The sequence below is a fragment of the Flavobacterium celericrescens genome (assembly GCF_011392075.1).
GTDB classification, from domain to species: domain Bacteria; phylum Bacteroidota; class Bacteroidia; order Flavobacteriales; family Flavobacteriaceae; genus Flavobacterium; species Flavobacterium celericrescens.
Genome location: NZ_JAAJBV010000009.1, coordinates 16,047 through 33,171, shown reverse-complemented (window position 1 = coordinate 33,171; position 17,125 = coordinate 16,047). Strand labels below are relative to the sequence as shown.

General features: G+C 30.1%; 15 protein-coding genes. 10 read left to right on the top strand and 5 right to left on the bottom strand.

Features of this window, described 5'->3' with window-relative positions; genetic code table 11:
• The first annotated feature begins 117 nt into the window (after positions 1 to 117).
• From nadC to priA, 4 genes are all read left to right on the top strand, one after another.
• Complete coding sequence (gene nadC / locus G4L40_RS11275) at positions 118 to 978, top strand: carboxylating nicotinate-nucleotide diphosphorylase (protein ID WP_166237302.1); 861 nt, start codon at positions 118 to 120, stop codon at positions 976 to 978.
• Entirely contained in the window at positions 979 to 1,902 is a 924-nt protein-coding gene (locus G4L40_RS11270) for a YihY/virulence factor BrkB family protein (protein ID WP_166237301.1), read from the top strand.
• Between the two features lie 21 nt (positions 1,903 to 1,923).
• Positions 1,924 to 2,487 carry a chalcone isomerase family protein gene (locus tag G4L40_RS11265; RefSeq protein WP_166237300.1) on the top strand — a complete coding sequence of 188 codons (564 nt, stop codon included), beginning with the start codon at positions 1,924 to 1,926 and terminating at the stop codon, positions 2,485 to 2,487.
• A gap of 122 nt (positions 2,488 to 2,609) precedes the next feature.
• Positions 2,610 to 5,060: a replication restart helicase PriA gene (priA, locus tag G4L40_RS11260; RefSeq protein WP_166237299.1), complete on the top strand. Its 2,451-nt coding sequence runs from the start codon at positions 2,610 to 2,612 to the stop codon at positions 5,058 to 5,060.
• On the opposite strand, the gene G4L40_RS11255 is transcribed toward priA, so the two are convergent.
• Entirely contained in the window at positions 5,057 to 5,752 is a 696-nt protein-coding gene (locus tag G4L40_RS11255) for a LytR/AlgR family response regulator transcription factor (protein WP_166237298.1), read from the bottom strand. The two genes, priA and G4L40_RS11255, sit on opposite strands and share 4 nt — an antisense overlap.
• A gap of 136 nt (positions 5,753 to 5,888) precedes the next feature.
• Positions 5,889 to 7,028, bottom strand: coding sequence for a glycosyltransferase family protein (locus tag G4L40_RS11250; RefSeq protein WP_166237297.1), 1,140 nt, complete (start codon positions 7,026 to 7,028; stop codon positions 5,889 to 5,891).
• Positions 7,029 to 7,100: 72 nt separating this feature from the next.
• Here G4L40_RS11250 and G4L40_RS11245 point away from each other — a divergent pair, with 72 nt between their 5' ends.
• Together G4L40_RS11245 and G4L40_RS11240 are read left to right on the top strand one after the other, a co-directional pair.
• A complete protein-coding gene (locus G4L40_RS11245) occupies positions 7,101 to 7,919 on the top strand; it encodes a glycosyltransferase family 2 protein (RefSeq protein WP_166237296.1) in 819 nt (272 codons plus the stop codon).
• Entirely contained in the window at positions 7,897 to 8,301 is a 405-nt protein-coding gene (locus G4L40_RS11240; protein WP_166237295.1) for a sugar 3,4-ketoisomerase, read from the top strand. The genes G4L40_RS11245 and G4L40_RS11240 overlap by 23 nt, the downstream gene beginning before the upstream one ends.
• Here the strand turns inward: G4L40_RS11240 and G4L40_RS11235 are convergent.
• From G4L40_RS11235 to G4L40_RS11225, 3 genes are read right to left on the bottom strand one after another with little or no spacing between them, the layout of a single operon-like run.
• The gene (locus G4L40_RS11235; protein WP_166237294.1) at positions 8,298 to 9,233 is read right to left on the bottom strand and encodes a glycosyltransferase family 2 protein; all 936 of its coding nucleotides are present in this window, start codon (positions 9,231 to 9,233) and stop codon (positions 8,298 to 8,300) included. The genes G4L40_RS11240 and G4L40_RS11235 overlap by 4 nt on opposite strands.
• A 1-nt stretch (position 9,234) precedes the next feature.
• On the bottom strand, positions 9,235 to 10,119 hold the full coding sequence (locus tag G4L40_RS11230) for a glycosyltransferase family 2 protein (protein ID WP_166237293.1): 885 nt from the start codon (positions 10,117 to 10,119) through the stop codon (positions 9,235 to 9,237).
• Positions 10,120 to 10,803: a cell division ATP-binding protein FtsE gene (locus G4L40_RS11225; RefSeq protein ID WP_166237292.1), complete on the bottom strand. Its 684-nt coding sequence runs from the start codon at positions 10,801 to 10,803 to the stop codon at positions 10,120 to 10,122.
• 188 nt (positions 10,804 to 10,991) lie between these two features.
• On the opposite strand from G4L40_RS11225, the gene G4L40_RS11220 reads away from it, so the two are divergent.
• From G4L40_RS11220 to G4L40_RS11205, 4 genes are all read left to right on the top strand, one after another.
• Positions 10,992 to 14,003: a tetratricopeptide repeat protein gene (locus G4L40_RS11220; protein ID WP_166237291.1), complete on the top strand. Its 3,012-nt coding sequence runs from the start codon at positions 10,992 to 10,994 to the stop codon at positions 14,001 to 14,003.
• Between the two features lie 53 nt (positions 14,004 to 14,056).
• Positions 14,057 to 15,808 carry a porin family protein gene (locus G4L40_RS11215; RefSeq protein ID WP_166237290.1) on the top strand — a complete coding sequence of 584 codons (1,752 nt, stop codon included), beginning with the start codon at positions 14,057 to 14,059 and terminating at the stop codon, positions 15,806 to 15,808.
• 114 nt (positions 15,809 to 15,922) lie between these two features.
• Positions 15,923 to 16,492: a hypothetical protein gene (locus G4L40_RS11210; RefSeq protein ID WP_166237289.1), complete on the top strand. Its 570-nt coding sequence runs from the start codon at positions 15,923 to 15,925 to the stop codon at positions 16,490 to 16,492.
• Between the two features lie 53 nt (positions 16,493 to 16,545).
• Positions 16,546 to 16,995, top strand: a complete 450-nt coding sequence (locus G4L40_RS11205) for a hypothetical protein (protein WP_166237288.1) — start codon at positions 16,546 to 16,548, stop codon at positions 16,993 to 16,995.
• The last annotated feature ends 130 nt before the right edge of the window (positions 16,996 to 17,125 follow it).

Sequence of the window (17,125 nt, the reverse complement as noted above, 5' to 3'; positions counted from 1 at the left end):
ATATGTTTTTTTTGAATATACTAAACTGAAATTATCTTGGTATAATGAGTGATTTATCATTTTATAAATTTTTAAAACAACAAAGGAATTCTTACATTAGCAGTTCAATTATAGCATATGATTTCAGAAGCACAGTTTCAAAAAGAATTAGAACTCATTATAAGCAACGCTATTCGTGAGGATGTTGGCGATGGCGATCATAGTTCGTTAGCATGTATTCCAGTAACAGCAGAAGGTAAGGCAAAGTTGTTAGTTAAAGACAATGGAATTATTGCCGGTGTAGCATTTGCCAAAATGATATTCGATTATGTAGATAAAGGCATGGTAGTAGAAACATTTATCAATGATGGCGAAACAGTAAAATATGGAGATGTAGTTTTTCACGTTTCTGGAAGTTCGCAGTCTATACTGAAAGCAGAACGTTTGGTTTTAAATTCGATGCAACGAATGAGTGCTATTGCAACAAAGACTAAAATGTTTGTTGATTTATTAGCAGGAACTCAAACAAAAATATTAGATACTCGTAAAACTACGCCAGGAATTCGTGCTATTGAGAAATGGGCAGTAAAAATTGGAGGTGGCGAAAATCATAGATTTGCTTTATATGATATGATTATGTTAAAAGACAATCATATTGATTTTGCAGGTGGTATTCCGCAAGCTATTGCTAAAACAAAACAATATTTAGTTGATCAGAACAAGGATTTGAAAATTATTGTTGAAGCCAGAAATTTAGATGAGGTAGCGCAAATTTTAAGTAGTGGAGGAGTTTATCGTATTTTATTAGATAACTTTGATTACGAAACTACTAAAAAAGCAGTGGAAATGATTGGAAATCAATCATTGACAGAATCTTCGGGAAATATTAACGAAAAAACTATTCGTAACTATGCGGAGTGTGGTGTTGATTATATTTCTTCGGGAGCTTTAACGCATTCGGTGTATAATATGGATTTAAGTTTAAAAGCAATTGATTAGATGTCAGAAGAAATTGAAAATAAACTCAATAAAATTCCAGTTGTTAAGCAATTAGTTGCTTTTGGGAAAACTATAAAACCAAAATCGTTTGAAGGACTTTCTTTGTACGATATTTTGGAATTGTATGTAATTGGAATTTTTAAAGGAGCATTTTCATACAGAGCCAGTGCGGTAGCATTTAGTTTCTTTATGGCTTTGTTTCCATTCGCTTTATTTATTTTGAATTTAATTCCCTATATTCCGTTAGAAAATTTTCAAAAAGATTTTTTACAATTCGTAGAAGAAGGAGTTCCGCCTAATACATATGATGCAATTGCTCAAATTATTAGTGATATTATGAATAATAGTCATCAAGGATTGTTGTCGTCAGGTTTTGTGTTGTCAATATTATTAATGACTAATGGAATCAATGCTATTTTAGGTGGTTTTGAAATGTCTGAGCACATTACATTAACACGAGGATTTTTTAGACAGTATTTTATATCATTAGCAATAGCACTTTCACTTTCTTTGATTTTAATTATTACCGTTTCTGCTATCGTAATTTCTGAAATTATCATTCATAAAATCAATGTTAGCGGTTATGTAAACGATGTTTATTTGGTTGAATGGAGTAGGTATGGTTTCGTTGTTTTAATGATTTTAATAACGACAGCCATTTTGTATAAATTTGGAACCAAAGAAACTTCAAAAATGTCATTTATTAGTTATGGTGCGGTTTTTACGACCATTTTAATCATTATTTCTTCTTATATTTTTGGTGTCTATGTCGAAAAGTTTGCCCGTTATAACGAATTGTATGGTTCAATTGGTACACTTCTTGTATTAATGTTTTACATCTGGATTAACTGCATGGTTTTATTATTAGGTTTCGAACTAAATGCAACTATTTCTAAATTAAAAAGAAAAAATTTATATATTTAACAAAATTTAAAACAAATTATTATGAGAAAACAAATTATTACATTTTTAGTTCTTATTGCAACCACATTTTCGGTTAATGCACAAGAAACTGTTTCAGGAGTTAAAGTGGATGGTAAAATGTCTTTAGAAGGGCAAAATTTGGTTTTAAACGGAGCGGGTACAAGAGAAAAAATGTGGATTGATTTGTATGTCGGTTCTTTATATTTACCAAAAAAGAGTTCAAGTGCAAAAGACATCATAGATAGTAAAGAAGCTGGAGCAATAAAATTAAATATTATTTCAGGAATGATTACTTCAGATAAAATGGTTTCTGCTATTAATGAAGGTTTTGAAAATTCGACTAACAAAAAAACGGCACCTTTAAAAGCTAAAATTGATAAATTCAAAGGTTTCTTTAAAGAAGAAATTAAAAAAGGCGATATTTTTATTATCATTAATGTTCCAAATGAAGGAATTGTAGTGTATAAAAATGGTGTTAAAAAAGGAACTATCGAAGGACACGATTTCAAAAAAGCGTTATTCGGAATTTGGTTATGTGATAAACCAGCAGATGCAGATTTGAAAAACGAAATGTTAGGAAAATAATTCCATACACATAAATAATAGTAAAAGCGTTCTCATTGAGGGCGCTTTTTTTATTGAATGAAACTAGGCATCTTTTTTCTATTTTCTTTTCTCTATTCTCTTTTTCAAACTATATTTGTTCTATGTTGTATTTTATCGAAGTCGTTTTGCCATTGGCGGTTTCAAAAACCTTTACTTATCAGGTTTCGGAAGCAGAATTTAACTACATTCAAGTGGGAATGCGAGTAGCTGTGCCGTTTGGAAAAACTAAGATTTATACCGCATTAGTTCTAGAAAAAAATAATACGCCACCACAATTATATCAAGCCAAAGAAATTCATCAGATTTTAGATGAAAAACCAGTAGTTAATTCATTCCAAATAGAACATTGGAAATGGATTGCTTCTTATTATATGTGTTCGTTGGGAGAAGTATTTAGAAGTGCGTTGCCTTCTGGGTATATTTTAGAAAGCGAAACCATTATTTCGGCTAAAGAAAACCTTGAAATCGATGCAAATGACTTAAAAGATGACGAATATTTGATTTTGGAAGCCTTAAAAAGTCAATCATCAATTACAGTTCAAGATGTGATTAAAATTTTGGGAAAGAAAACGGTTTTCCCAATCATCAATCGATTGTTAGCAAAAGGAGCTTTAGTGTTGCAAGAAGAAATTTCGGAACAATACAAACCGAAATTAGTTCGCTACATCAAATTACAGGATGAATTTCTACAACAAGATAAATTAGCCGAATTATTAGAAGTATTATCCAAAGCAAAAAAGCAACGCGAATTGGTATTACATTATTTCCAATTACAAGCACGAGAGAAAGCACCCATTTCAGTAAAAAAACTAATCGAAACTTCTGGAAGCTCAGCTGCAATTGTAAAATCTTTAGTAGACAAAACCATTTTCGAAGAATATTATATCGCACAAGATAGAGTCACTTTCGATAAAGAAGATGATAGTCATTTCAAGTTGAGTGCACCACAGCAAAAAGCTTTTGATAGTATTCAAACTAATTTTAAGAATTTTGATGTAAATTTATTACAAGGCGTTACAGCTTCTGGAAAAACAGAAATTTACATCAAACTTTTAGAACAATATGTGCAACAAGATAAACAAGTTTTATTTCTGCTGCCTGAAATTGCTTTAACTACACAGTTAGTCCAAAGATTAACAGCTTATTTTGGAAACGAAGTTGCTGTTTTTCATTCAAAATATTCCAATAATGAACGTATTGAAGTTTGGAATCAAGTATTAGAAAATTCGCCAAAAGCTAAAGTGGTTATTGGTGTTAGAAGTGCTTTGTTTTTGCCGTTTTCAAATTTAGGGTGTATAATTGTAGATGAGGAACATGAGCAAACCTATAAACAACACGATCCAGCTCCACGCTATCATGCACGTGATGCAGCTATCGTTTTAGCAAAGCAACATAACGCCAAAGTGCTTTTAGGAAGTGCGACTCCAAGTTTAGAATCTTTTTATAATGTACAATCCAAAAAATACGGTTTAACCGAATTAAAAGTACGTTTTCGAAATGTGGTTTTGCCTGAAATCTTGTTAATTGATATAAAAGATAAGTATTTTAGAAAAAGAATGACCGGGCATTTTTCAGACGAACTTCTGGAAGCAATTACCGAAACGTTGTCTAATGGTGAGCAAGTTATTTTGTTTCAAAACCGTAGAGGATTTTCACCTTATGTGGAATGTATGACGTGTGGTCATGTGCCACATTGTCCAAGTTGCGATGTGAGTTTGACGTATTACAAATTCAAAAATCAATTGCGTTGTCATTATTGTGGTTATTCAATTGCAAATCCTACGCATTGTCATAGTTGTCAATCAGTTGATTTAACTACCAAAGGTTTTGGAACTGAGCAAATCGAAATGGAATTGAAGACGCTTTTTCCTGAGAAAAACATTGGACGAATGGATCAAGATACCACTCGAGGTAAATTTGGTTTTGAAAAAATAATTGATTCGTTTAAAAATAGTGAAATTGATGTTTTGGTAGGAACTCAAATGCTTGCCAAAGGCTTGGATTTTGACAATGTAACCTTAGTTGGAATTCTAAATGCTGATAATTTGTTAAATCAGCCTAATTTTAGAGCTTACGAAAGAGCTTTTCAAATGATGACACAAGTTTCGGGTAGGGCAGGACGTTCAGAAAAGAAAGGAAAAGTGTTAATTCAAACATTTAATCCTTTTCATAACACCATTCAGCAGGTTTTAGGTAATGATTATGCAGGAATGTATAAAGAGCAAATTTATGAGCGCCAGAATTTTAAATATCCGCCTTTCTATCGTTTGATAAAGTTGACTTTAAAACATCGTGATTTTGATAAGTTGAAAGAAGGTTCGCTTTGGTTTTACAACGTATTGACCCAAAATTTACCAATCCCTGTTTTAGGTCCGGAAGAACCAGCAATTAATAGAATTCGTAATGAATATATAAGAACAATTATGGTGAAAATTCCTGTGAATTCAAATTTAGGACAAACAAAAACAATCATAAACAAAATGCGAAACAGTTTTGAGGCTATTCCGCAGTATCGTTCTATTAAGGTTACAATAAATGTAGATGTGTATTAAGAATTTTCAATTGCTTTTACAATTTCTTCTTTCTTATTTCTGCTCAATGGAATTTTTGTAGTTCCAATTTCAGCAAATTTGCTATTGAATTTTTCAACTCGATCCAAGTTGATAATGTATGATTTATGTACTCGAATGAATTTACCTGGTGGAAGTTCTTTTTCAAAACCTTTCATAGTTGATAAAACTAAATGACTTTCATCATCAGTAACTACTTTGATATAATCGCCATAAGCTTCAATCCATTTAATTCTTGAAACATAAACTTTTAGCTTTTTTAGATTGCTTTTAATTACAATACTTTCACCTTGTTCTTCATGATTTTCATAGCGAAGTGCGTGTAATTCAGTGGCTTTTTTTACTGCTTTAGTAAAACGTTCTTTTGAAATTGGTTTTTGAAGAAAATCTGTAGCTTCATAATCGAAAGCTTTAACAGCATAATCAGCTTTTGAAGTAATAAATATAATTTGAGGTTTAGTTTTTAATCCATCTAATAAGTCAAATCCGTTGATTAAAGGCATTTCAATGTCTAGAAATATCAAATCAATCGTATTATTATTAATACAATTTTTAGCTTCTAAAGCATTTGCGAAATCACCAATCAAGTTCAATAAGGTTGATTCGTTTACTAGCTTTGTGATAGTAATTCTTTGGATAGCACTATCATCTACAACAATACAATTCAACTTCATAGGCTTATAAGTTTTATAACAAGTTAAAAGTATGATAAAAACGGTTATTAACCAAATTTTTTTTCTTTTTAACACTACTATTCATCAAATTTTGAGGAATATTGTTAAATAAACCTAATCAATATGTTAAATGAATTTAATTCCAACTCGTAAAATACTTTTCAGCAATAATTTTATAAGCGTGCTCTTTTTCTATAAATTTTCGAGCGTTTTTAGAAATTTTGTTGATTTTTTCTGGGTCTTCGATTAAGAACGAAAGTTTTTTAGCTATTTCATTTTCATTTGGCTTAGCATTGATGCAAACATCGTCTGCTTGTAACTGATATTGATTCAAGAATTCTGTTTCTGCACCTGTAAAAACCACTTTTCCTTTTGCCATAGCTTCCAGTGCATTATAGCCTTGATCATAAGCAAATACTTGATCTAATAAAATATGTGCTCTATTGTATGTCGATATATATTCGCTGTACGGTAGATTTTCGGAAACAATAATTTCTATTTTATCGGCATATTTTTCTCGAATAATTTCCAACGCTTTTTCAAAGTAAATAATTCCTTTTTTAGAATAACTTAAGCGATTTATTCCCAGGAAAATTACAATTTTATCAGTAATTCCAATATTTTGAAAAGTAATTTTATCAGTATTTATTGGATTGGGAATAAACGTGGTTTGAAACCCCATTTTTTGCATCGGAATTTCATAATCTAAGTCAGAAGTAATTAAGTTTTGACAATTTTTGACAAGCCAATTGAAGGTTTTTCTGTAATTTTTATTCCTATATTTCAGCGGAAATTGAAATTCTTTTTCAATTGAATTGTCTTCAAAATAAGGTGTTAAAACGGAATATTTAAACTCTTTTTTAAATAAATAATCTATGATAGGAGTTTCATCACCACAAACGAGTAAACTTCTACTTTGTATGTTTTGGAATAATTTTTTATACAAAAAACGAGATAAAATCGGATACGTTTCTAGTGCATCAGAATTGATTAATTGCACATGTTGATAATGGTTCAATTTTGATAAAAGCAAATAAAAACGAATAGCTTTTTCAATTTTTTCAAGGTTAAAACCAATTACTTTTCGAATGCTTTTAAATAGAAAGTTAGCAATTTTATTATCGTTACAAATTCGAGCATAAATAGAAAAATCTACTGGAAATTGTTTGAATTTATCGCCACAACCCACAATTGTTACTTCATGGCCAAGCGCCATCAATCCTTCTTTTAAAGAATTATGTAAACGACTATATTCGCCTATCAAAAGTATTTTCATGTAATAGTCCTAAATTCTAAATTCTGATTTCTAATTTCCTATCTTTGTGTAAATATAGTATAATTGCTAAAAATGTATCAAAAATCAGACATAGAAATATTAGTTGCAACCATGAATCAAAGCAATTTTGATTTTTTGGAAGCAATGTTTTTGTTTTCTGATTTTTCACAATTCAATATTTTAATCGTTAATCAAACGGATGAAAATAAATTTTTAGTTTCTGATAATGAGAAGATAAAGGTTTTTAATGTGTTTGAAAAGGGCTTATCGAAAAGTCGAAATTTAGCACTTCAAAATGCAACAAAAGATTTATTGATTTTTACAGATGATGATATTATTTTTAAACAAAATTTTGAGGCTAATATTTTAGATTCGTTTAATACCCATACAAATTTCGATGGTTTTCGATTTCAATTTTTAAACAGGAAAGGTAATTTGGCTAAGAAATATCCTACGACATTTCAATCTAAATTATCGCAATTTGAAATTTTGAATACTTCTTCTGTTGAATTAGTTTTTAAAAATAATAGTTTAAAAAGAGTAGCAATAAAATTTGATGAAAATTTTGGGTTGGGAACAAATTTCTACATGGGCGAGGAAGCAATCTTTGTTTCTGATGTAATAAAAAGTGGTTTAAAAGTTGGATTTGTTCCAGAACAAATTTTGTCACATTCGCAAGTAACTACAGGGCATAAAACCGCTATTTCGAAAATTTATTTTGCTCAAAGTGCAGTTTTTTATCGAATTTTTGGTAAAATGTATTTATTTTGGATAGCTTTGAAATTGATTTTTGATTTAAAACAAAGTAAAATTAATTTTACAGAAGTTGTTCATTTATTTAAACAAGCACAAAAAGGTAAAAAAGCTTATGTCAACGCTACAAAATTGTAAATTATTATCCATTCCAAAAATCGAAGATCCAAGAGGCAATCTTTCGGTTATTGAAAATAATGTAGTTCCTTTTGAAATTAAACGCGTTTATTATTTGTATGATGTACCTAGTGGTGCCGAGCGAGGTGGGCATTCACATATTGAGCAACAAGAATTTTTAATTGCGCTTTCAGGAAGTTTTGATGTTATTTTGAATGATGGTCAAAAAGAAAATGTAGTTACGTTAAACAAACCTTTTCAGGGGTTATTGATTACTAACGGCATTTGGCGCGAATTAAAAAACTTTTCTTCAGGTGCGGTTTGTTTGGTAATTGCTTCTGATGTGTTTTCTGAAGAGGATTATATCAGAGAATTTCAAGAATTTCAAGAGTCCAAATCTTAGTGATAGACTGTAAAATCAACACCATATTTTTTTAATAGATGTTTTGTTTTTAATAGTAAACGCAAAACAAAACTTGGTATTGAAAGTAAAATTTTTGTCTTCAGAGGAATATTTGAAGTAATATTTTTTAAAAAGTTTTTGGAATTTTCAATATCACCAGCAATTCTATATTGTAAGGCATATTCTAAACGATGAATATCTAAAAATTCTTTCAAGCTTTTATTTTCTTTTTCAGCAGTTAAAAACTGAGAAAAATCCATCAATGTTTTTTTTGTAATTGCTGTCTTTGCTAATGAATTTGGTGTTTCAAAATGATAAATAGCAGAAATTGTGTTATTAATAGCTACTTTATGTTTGATACCAATTTTTGTCCAAAGTTCTAAATCTTGCCCACTAGAAATTGCGGTATTAAATCCGTCGTTTTCTAAAATAATATGTTTTGGAACAATTATCGAAGATGAGGTAGCAACTCTATTCACTAAACTAGCTTTAAAAAAATCAGGTATAATTCCGCTAAAAGAGTCTGGAAAACTGTATGAAAAACTATTATTGATTGTGTGATTTTTTGCAATAACAGTTTGGTATCGACTGCAATACATACCACAATTTGGAAAAGCTTGGATAAGTTTAACCAATTCTTCTAAATGATTCGGGAACCAAAAATCATCAGCATCCAAAAAAGCTATATAATCCGTTTGAGCATGTTGAATGGCTTTGTTTCTTGTTGAAGAAGCTCCCGAATTTTGCTGATTAATTATAATAATTCGCTCATCTTTGAAACGGGAAACAATTTCAAGACTATTGTCTGTTGATCCGTCATTAACAATAATAATTTCAAAGTCAGTAAAAGTTTGATTCAAAACACTTGTTAATGTGTTTTGAATGTATAACTCTTTGTTATAGAGTGGTATAATTACTGATAGAAATGGCATACTATTGTTTGATTGAACACATATAAGTTACCCGAAATAGGTTGTAAATTAATAGTGATGGATTTTTTGAAACCAGATTTTTTATCATTACTGTTTTGAAAATGCGATAAAATAATGCGGCAATTGTGTTAAGCTTTGTTTTATTTAAGAAGTTGTAAAGTTGTAATAACCTAACATACTTTGCTTCAATTTTTTTCGAGCCTACTAATAACATCAAGCTTTTTATACTGTTTTTTGTTTTACCCACATAAGCTTCATTCGTGTCGATATCTCCGTGCTCAACTTGGTTATCGATATGGTTTACAGATGGTTTCAGCAAGCTTAATTGATATGATAATTGTGTGTCATCATGGCCGTAAAGCGTAATCTCTGAATCAAATTTAACTTGGTTAAAACATTCTTTTGAAATGATGGTATTGTTAAAAAGTAAACATTTAAAAGGTTCTTTTTTTCTTTCTACGGCTAATTTGTCTTCAATAAATTTTCCGTATTTCCATCGCAAAGTTTGTTGTTCTGATGGGCAATTTTCGGGATGCAATCTACCACCATATATCACATCATAATTGCCTAAGTTTGATAAATAGGTTTTTATGTAATTAGGGTTTATAATTACTGAATCTCCATCAAGAAAAAGCAAATAGGGATATTGAGCTCTTTTGGCTAATAAGTTTCTATTTTCTCTATGAGCAAGATTTTTTTCTAAAGCAATAAAAGAACAATTTGGAATAGAATTTATCTCATCATTTAATTTATTTAATGGAGATCTAGAAGCATCATCTTGACATAGAATTTCGAAGGTTATTTTACATTCAATACATTGTTTATAAAGTTCTTCAACTAAAGGAAAAGCATTATAATCATATATTGGAATTAAAATCGACAGCATTTACACCGTTCTTTGGACTACTTCAAACATTTTTCCGCCTTCAAATTTTAATGTTTTTGAAGGATATTTCAATACTAATGCATAATCGTGTGTGGCCATTAAAATGGTTTTTCCGTTAGCATTAATTTTTCTAAGCACTTCCATAACTTCCACACTAGTTTGTGGGTCAAGGTTTCCTGTTGGTTCGTCAGCTAAAATTAATTCAGGGTCGTTTAGTAGTGCTCTAGCAATTCCTACTCTTTGCTGTTCCCCACCAGATAATTGATGTGGCATTTTTGGTGCAAAACCTTTCATACCCACTTTATCTAAAACTTCTTCAATTTTAGTATCCATTTCTTCTTTTTCAGACCAACCCGTTGCTTTCAAAACAAATAATAGATTGTCTTTAACGCTGCGGTCTGGCAATAATTTAAAATCTTGAAAAACTACACCTAATTTTCTTCTTAAATAAGGAATATCACTTTCTTTAAGTGTTGCTAAATCATAGTCTACCACACTACCTTCTCCTTCAGTCAAGGCTAAATCAGCATAAAGTGTTTTAAGGAAGCTACTTTTTCCGGAACCTGTTCTACCAATTAAATATAGAAATTCACCATGCTTAACTTCGATATTTACATCGGTTAATACTGGATTTTTATCTTGATAAATAGTTGCGTTTTTTAAAGATAGAACTGCTTCTGACATAGTTAATTTAGATTTTAAAATGTAAAAGTAATAACTTATGGTTCGGTTTCAAAATTTTAATTGCTTTTCGGTAAAAAATAGTGTGTTTGGTTAAAAACTATGTTCAAAAATAGTACAATAATATGTTAAGAAGCTTCGTTTATACTTGTAATAAGCCTTATATTTGAAACTTATAAATAGCGCATCAAATGATAAAGTATTTAAAACTTTCTTTTCTAGTAGTTTTCTTTTCAGGAACACTTTTAGCACAGCAATCTTCTGTTTACACGCATGATTTAAGCGAATTTAATCGTGCAATTGAATTGTATAAAGATAAACAATATCAAGCAGCACAAATATTGTTTGATAAAGTAAAAACCAAAACACACAATCAAGAGGTGGAAGCTGATTGTGCTTATTATATTGCAAATTGCGCTATTCGTTTAAACCAAATGGGAGCCGACGTTTTGGTAGAAGCATTTGTTGAAGACTACCCAACAAGTACTAAAACAAATCAAGCTTATATCGAAGTGGCACATTATTATTTTGACGAAGGAAATTACCCAAAATCGTTAGAATGGTTTGATAAAGCCGATTCAAATTCAATGTCTCAAGCAGATAAAGAAAAATATAATTTTCAAAAAGGGTATGCTTATTTTACTGCTAAAAACAATAAAGAAGCTACCAAATATTTCAATATGGTAGTAAATTCCAAAACTTTTGGAAGTCAGGCAAAATACTATTTAGGTTATATGTCTTATGAAACCGATGATTATAAAAGTGCTAATGAATATTTTGAGCAAGTATCAGATCAAGACAAATACAAAGAAAAAATGGGTTATTTTCAAGCTGATATGAACTTTAAATTGGGTAATTTTCAAAAAGCAATTGATTTAGGTGAAGCGCAAATGCCAAAATCAAGAGCAGATGAAAAAAGTGAATTGTCTAAAATTATTGGAGAAAGTTATTTCAATTTAAAAAAATACGACAAGGCATTACCTTATTTATTAGACTATAAAGGAAAAAAAGGCAAATGGAATAATACAGATTTTTACCAATTGGGTTATGCGTATTACCAACAAAAAGATTATGAAAATGCAATAGCTCAATTCAACAAAATCATTGAAGGAAATGATGCTGTAGCTCAAAATGCATATTATCACTTGGCGGAAAGTTATTTAAAAACTGATAAAAAACAACAAGCTTTAAATGCATTTAAAACAGCTTCAGAAATGGAGTTTGATGCAAAAATTCAAGAAGATGCGTATTTGAATTATGCAAAATTGAGTTATGAAATTGGAAACCCATACCAATCGGTTCCTGAAATCATGAATGCTTATTTAGCAAAATATCCAAATAGTTCTTATAAACAAGAGATTAATACGTTATTGATTAGTTCGTACATCACATCAAAAAACTATAAAGAAGCATTATCATTATTAGAAAAAAATAAATCACCAGAAAACAAATTAGCGTATCAAAAAGTAACTTTTTACAGAGGTTTAGAATTATACACCGATGGTGATTTTAAAGGAGCATATTCGTTATTTAAAAAATCAATCGCTGAAAATAAAGATGCAAAATTTTCAGCAAGAGCTATATTTTGGAAAGGCGAAACAGAATATAATTTAGACCAATTTGAAGAAGCAAAATTAAGTTTTTTACAATTTTTAAATGCTACAGAAGCGGCAACCACACCCGAATACAAAAACGCAAATTACAACTTAGCGTATGCGTATTTTAAATTAAAAGAATATGATAATGCAATTAAATATTTTGGAGATTTTACCACTTCACAAAAAGAGGATAGAATTCGTCTGACCGATGCGTATTTGCGTTTGGCTGATTGTAATTTTATTTCTGCAAAATATTGGCCAGCAATGGATGCTTATAATAAAGTTATCGACATGAAAAGCGTAGATTCAGATTATGCAGCGTTTCAAAAAGGAATTAGTTATGGTTTTGTGAATAAACCAGACAAGAAAATTGAAGATTTAGAAAAATTTGCAAAAGCATACGCAACTTCACAATATGCCGATGATGCTTTGTACGAATTAGGAAATACTTATGTGAATCAAAACCAAGATAGTAATGCGATTATAACCTATGATAAATTGATTAATAACTATAAATCAAGTTCATATGTTGCTAAGGCAATTTTAAAGCAAGGATTGATTTATTATAACGGTAATAAAGAAGAACAAGCGTTAGTGAAATTTAAAAAAGTTGTGGCTGAATATCCAAACTCTCCAGAATCTTTAGAAGCAGTTTCAACAGCTCGTTTAATTTATGTTGATAATGGAAAAGTAGATGAATATGCTGATTGGGTAAAAACTCTTTCTTTTGTTGAGGTTTCAAACGCAGATTTGGATAACGATACCTACGAATCAGCCGAAAAACAATATTTACAAAACAATGCCAAACAAGCTATTTCTGGTTTTACAAGTTATGTGAGTAAGTTTCCAAATGGATTACACGCACTAAAAGCTAATTTCTATTTGGCGCAATTGTATTTTGCAGATAATTTAGAAAACAATGCCATAAAACACTATGAATTTGTAATTTCAAAACCACGTAATGAATTTACAGAACAAGCTTTAGCACGATTGTGTCAAGTACATTTAAAAGCTAAAAATTATGACAGTGCCATTCCTGTTTTACAACGTTTAGAAACAGAAGCAGAGTTTCCTCAAAATACTACTTATGCACAGTCTAATTTGATGAAATCATATTATGAAAAAGAAGATTTTGCAAACGCAGTGGTTTATGCTGATAAGGTTTTGAAAAATGATAAGATTGAAGACAGAATAAAAAGTGATGCGCAAATCATTGTTGCACGTTCAGCTATAAAAACAAACGACGAAGCAAAAGCAAAAGAAGCTTATGATAAATTAAATAAAATAGCAAAAGGAGAATTAAAAGCAGAAGCGTTATATTATGATGCTTATTTCAAAAATAAAGAAGGAAAATTTGATGCTTCAAACAAAGTAGTGGAAAAAATTGCGGTGGATTATTCGGGATATAAATATTTTGGTTCCAAAGCATTAATCATTATGGCGAAAAATTATTTTAGCTTAGAAGATAGTTTTCAGGCTACAGAAATTTTGCAAAGTGTAATTGATAATTTTACCGAGTTTGAAGATGTTACTGCTGAAGCTCAAAAAGAATTAGATTTTATAAAAGCTGAAGAAGCTAAACGCAATTCATCAATTACAAATTAATAATTTTATTTCATTGTCATGCTGATTCAGTTTAGCATCTAAATAATTTTAATATGAAGAAATCAAATATAATCACAATCGTTTTAGTAATAATCGGAATTCAATTTTCATTTTCTCAAGTAAAGGATGAAAACATTGGTTCAGAAGTGGTAAACATTGTAAAACCATATACGCCAACTATTTCTGATGCTTTTAAAGTAAAAGAAACACCAGTTTTAGAAGATGAAGAAGAACAAAAAAAAGAACCTATTCAATATAATATTTTTTCGTTTCCGGTAGCTTCAACATTCACACCAGCAAAAGGAAAAGCAGCTGGAGTGGATAAAACCGAAAAAGAAAAATTATACAATAATTACGCAACATTAGGTTTTGGAAATTATCCAACCATCAATGCGGAATTATTCATTACACAAAACTTAAGCAGAAGTAATTATGTGGGTGGAATGTTACGTCATTTGTCTTCTCAAGGCGGTATTAAAGATTTGGTTTTAGATGATAAATATTACAACACCAGTTTAGATGTAACTTATGGCGTGCGTGAGCGCGATTTGAGTTGGAATGTAGATTTAGGTGTGAAAAACCAAATTTATAATTGGTACGGATTGCCTACTGAAACAATCGTTTTTGATGATGCAACAATTAACAGCATCGATTCAAAACAAAGTTATAATACAATTGCCCTTGGCGGAAAAATGACATTAAAAGACGGGCTTTTTAATGAAGCAAGTATGCAATTCAAGCGTTTTTCTGACGGATTGAATTCAGGAGAAAATCGTTTTTTTATCAAGCCAAATTTTGACTTTGAGGTTATGAATCAAAAAATCAAAGCTGATTTTGTAGTTGATTATGTTGGCGGTAGCTTTGAAAGAATGTTAAACATTGATTCGGAATTAAAATACAGTACAATAATTGCTGGAATGAAACCAAGTATTTTGTACCAACAAGATGATTTATCAGTACAAATAGGAGCGGGAGTTTTTTATGCAACTGCAAAAATTAACGGTGAAAGTGATGGTAAGATATTTATTTATCCAAACGTAAAAGCGTCTTATAAATTAGTAGGCGATATTTTAGTAGCTTATGCTGGTGCTGAAGGTAATTTACAACAAAATTCATATGCCGATTTTGTAGAAGAAAATGCGTTTGTATCACCAACATTACTAGTTGCTCCAACGGATAATAAATATGATATTTATGCTGGTTTAAAAGGTAAATTAGCGAATTCGGTTGCTTTTAATGTTAGAGCTTCCTATTTGAACCAAGATGATAAAGCACTTTTTGTAAGCAATGAATACAATCCAACATTTGCTAATACAGAAGGTTATGCTTACGGAAATTCTTTTGGTGTAGTATATGACAATATTACAACTTTGAGCCTTTTTGGTGAATTAAAAGCCGACTTTTCTAAAAACGTAACATTCGGAATTAACGGAACTTACAATAACTATTCTTCAGACACACAAGCAGAAGCATGGAATTTACCACAATTAAAAGTTGGAACGACAGTAGATTTTGATATCAATGAAAAATGGTATGCTGGCGCAAATGTGTTTTTTGTAGGTGAAAGAAAAGATTTAATAACTAAACAAGAATTAATATTTCCAGTACCTTCTTTTGTTCAAGAAACAGTGACTTTAGATAGCTATTTTGATTTGAATGCACACGTAGGTTACAAATACAACGCAAGATTAACCGCTTTCTTAAAAGGAAACAACTTGGCAAACCAACAATACAACCGTTGGGCAAATTTCCCAGTACAAGGAATTCAGGTGTTGTTAGGAGCGAATTATAAGTTTGATTTCTAATTTTTAATCGCAAAGACGCAAATTTTTTCGCAAGGTTCGCAAAGTTTTATACTGCGCTTGTCATACTGAAATTGAAGATTCAACGAAGTTAAAGCATCCTTGAAATACCTAATTATGAATAAATATATTTTTCTAATTCTTATTTTTTGTTTTAGTTTTTTGAATTGTAAGAATTCAGAAGCTAAAATTGTGAATACAACTGAGATAAAATCTAATGATTTGAATTTTTTTGATTTTGATAAAGTAGAACATTATTATAAAGATATCGAAGCTGGTGATATTTTAGTTGAGATGCAAAGATTAGAAAATATAGATAAGAAATCTGAAGAACATAATTATCTTAATTTGATTGGCTATGATTATCCTAAAGATGTTAATGACGAAAAATTTATTGACAACTTGATTAAGTTTAAATTTTCAAAAGTTCAAATTGAAGATAAATTTTATAATGAATTGAATAAACTTTTTAGTTTTTTAAATTGTCAAGATGATTATGGTCTTGCATGTGCTCCAGTTTACAGAGATATTTTAGTTTTCTACAAAGAAGAAAAGGTAGTTGGAATTGCGAAAATTTGTTTTGAATGTGGGAAAAGTGATGTCTTGGGAGCAAAAAAAGATGCGAGTTTTTTTGGTGATTGTGGAGGTTATGGTAAGTTATATAAAATTTTAAAAGAAAAACAATAATCCTTGCGCCCTTAGCACCTTCATTGCGAACTTTGCGGTTAATCTTTTTTACCATGACATTCAAAAAAAAAATAAAACAACAACATTTACAATTATTACAAGACAAAATCGATGTGTATCAAGATATGATTTCGGGTTTGTCTGATGATGCACAAAATGATGCCAAAGGTTCGGCTGGCGATAAGCATGAAACCGCTTTATCGATGATGCATTTAGAACAAGAAAAGTTAACCAATAAACTCAAAGAAGCGATTGTCTTAAAGGAAATTCTTGAAAAAATAGATGTTTCAAAAACAACTCCAACTATTACTTTAGGAAGCTATGTAAAAGTGAATGCAATGCAGTTGTTCATTAGCGCTGCTTTACCTAAGACTAGTGTAGATGGTGTAACTATTTTATCAGTTTCACCACAATCGCCTTTAGGAAGTCAATTAATAGGTAAAAAGCAACATGATATAGTTGTTGTAAATGGAAATTCATTCACTATACATGAAATACTATAATTGCTACTACTAATAATTTAAACCACTCAATCGAGTGGTTTTTTTATGATTTGTAACCAAAGTAAATCCAAATTCGCTTTTTATGTTTATAATTTAATTAAAAAATCATTTTTTAGTTTTAAATTATAAC

What these genes read in the sequence shown, in the direction of transcription:
- G4L40_RS11205 (WP_166237288.1), top strand. Translation starts at nt 16,546, where the DNA reads ATGACATTCAAAAAAAAAATAAAACAACAACATTTACAATTATTACAA.
- G4L40_RS11215 (WP_166237290.1), top strand. Translation starts at nt 14,057, where the DNA reads ATGAAGAAATCAAATATAATCACAATCGTTTTAGTAATAATCGGAATT.
- G4L40_RS11255 (WP_166237298.1), bottom strand. Translation starts at nt 5,752, where the DNA reads ATGAAGTTGAATTGTATTGTTGTAGATGATAGTGCTATCCAAAGAATT.
- G4L40_RS11245 (WP_166237296.1), top strand. Translation starts at nt 7,101, where the DNA reads ATGTATCAAAAATCAGACATAGAAATATTAGTTGCAACCATGAATCAA.
- nadC (WP_166237302.1), top strand. Translation starts at nt 118, where the DNA reads ATGATTTCAGAAGCACAGTTTCAAAAAGAATTAGAACTCATTATAAGC.
- G4L40_RS11220 (WP_166237291.1), top strand. Translation starts at nt 10,992, where the DNA reads ATGATAAAGTATTTAAAACTTTCTTTTCTAGTAGTTTTCTTTTCAGGA.
- G4L40_RS11225 (WP_166237292.1), bottom strand. Translation starts at nt 10,803, where the DNA reads ATGTCAGAAGCAGTTCTATCTTTAAAAAACGCAACTATTTATCAAGAT.
- G4L40_RS11270 (WP_166237301.1), top strand. Translation starts at nt 979, where the DNA reads ATGTCAGAAGAAATTGAAAATAAACTCAATAAAATTCCAGTTGTTAAG.
- priA (WP_166237299.1), top strand. Translation starts at nt 2,610, where the DNA reads ATGTTGTATTTTATCGAAGTCGTTTTGCCATTGGCGGTTTCAAAAACC.
- G4L40_RS11235 (WP_166237294.1), bottom strand. Translation starts at nt 9,233, where the DNA reads ATGCCATTTCTATCAGTAATTATACCACTCTATAACAAAGAGTTATAC.
- G4L40_RS11250 (WP_166237297.1), bottom strand. Translation starts at nt 7,028, where the DNA reads ATGAAAATACTTTTGATAGGCGAATATAGTCGTTTACATAATTCTTTA.
- G4L40_RS11265 (WP_166237300.1), top strand. Translation starts at nt 1,924, where the DNA reads ATGAGAAAACAAATTATTACATTTTTAGTTCTTATTGCAACCACATTT.
- G4L40_RS11210 (WP_166237289.1), top strand. Translation starts at nt 15,923, where the DNA reads ATGAATAAATATATTTTTCTAATTCTTATTTTTTGTTTTAGTTTTTTG.
- G4L40_RS11230 (WP_166237293.1), bottom strand. Translation starts at nt 10,119, where the DNA reads ATGCTGTCGATTTTAATTCCAATATATGATTATAATGCTTTTCCTTTA.
- G4L40_RS11240 (WP_166237295.1), top strand. Translation starts at nt 7,897, where the DNA reads ATGTCAACGCTACAAAATTGTAAATTATTATCCATTCCAAAAATCGAA.